This window comes from Klebsiella sp. HMSC25G12, assembly GCF_001807705.1.
Classification (GTDB): domain Bacteria; phylum Pseudomonadota; class Gammaproteobacteria; order Enterobacterales; family Enterobacteriaceae; genus Klebsiella; species Klebsiella variicola.
Window position 1 is genome coordinate 1 of sequence record NZ_KV789851.1, and the last position, 1,025, is coordinate 1,025.

The 1,025-nt window shown below is 54.4% G+C and carries 1 protein-coding gene; it reads left to right on the plus strand.

Annotated features, from left to right (window positions below):
• Positions 1-1,025, plus strand: a 1,025-nt coding sequence (gene tuf, locus HMPREF3096_RS08060; RefSeq protein WP_008807046.1) for an elongation factor Tu, incomplete at both ends; no start/stop codon positions are given.

Consider the following 1,025-nt stretch of genomic DNA (forward strand, 5'->3'; position numbering starts at 1 on the left):
GCTGCCATCACTACCGTTCTGGCTAAAACCTACGGTGGTTCTGCTCGTGCATTCGACCAGATCGATAACGCACCGGAAGAAAAAGCTCGTGGTATCACCATCAACACCTCTCACGTTGAATATGACACCCCGACTCGCCACTACGCGCACGTAGACTGCCCGGGCCACGCCGACTATGTTAAAAACATGATCACCGGTGCTGCGCAGATGGACGGCGCGATCCTGGTTGTTGCTGCGACTGACGGCCCGATGCCGCAGACTCGTGAGCACATCCTGCTGGGTCGTCAGGTAGGCGTTCCGTACATCATCGTGTTCCTGAACAAATGCGACATGGTTGATGACGAAGAGCTGCTGGAACTGGTTGAGATGGAAGTTCGTGAACTGCTGTCTCAGTACGATTTCCCGGGCGACGACACTCCGATCGTTCGTGGTTCTGCTCTGAAAGCGCTGGAAGGCGACGCAGAGTGGGAAGCGAAAATCATCGAACTGGCTGGCCACCTGGATACCTATATCCCGGAACCAGAGCGTGCGATTGACAAGCCGTTCCTGCTGCCGATCGAAGACGTATTCTCCATCTCCGGTCGTGGTACCGTTGTTACCGGTCGTGTAGAGCGCGGTATCATCAAAGTCGGTGAAGAAGTTGAAATCGTTGGTATCAAAGACACCGCGAAAACCACCTGTACTGGCGTTGAAATGTTCCGCAAACTGCTGGACGAAGGCCGTGCTGGTGAGAACGTTGGTGTTCTGCTGCGTGGTATCAAACGTGAAGAAATCGAACGTGGTCAGGTACTGGCTAAGCCGGGCAGCATCAAGCCGCACACCAAGTTCGAATCTGAAGTGTACATCCTGTCCAAAGACGAAGGCGGCCGTCATACTCCGTTCTTCAAAGGCTACCGTCCGCAGTTCTACTTCCGTACTACTGACGTGACTGGCACCATCGAACTGCCGGAAGGCGTAGAGATGGTTATGCCGGGCGACAACATCAAAATGGTTGTTACCCTGATCCACCCGATCGCGATGGACGA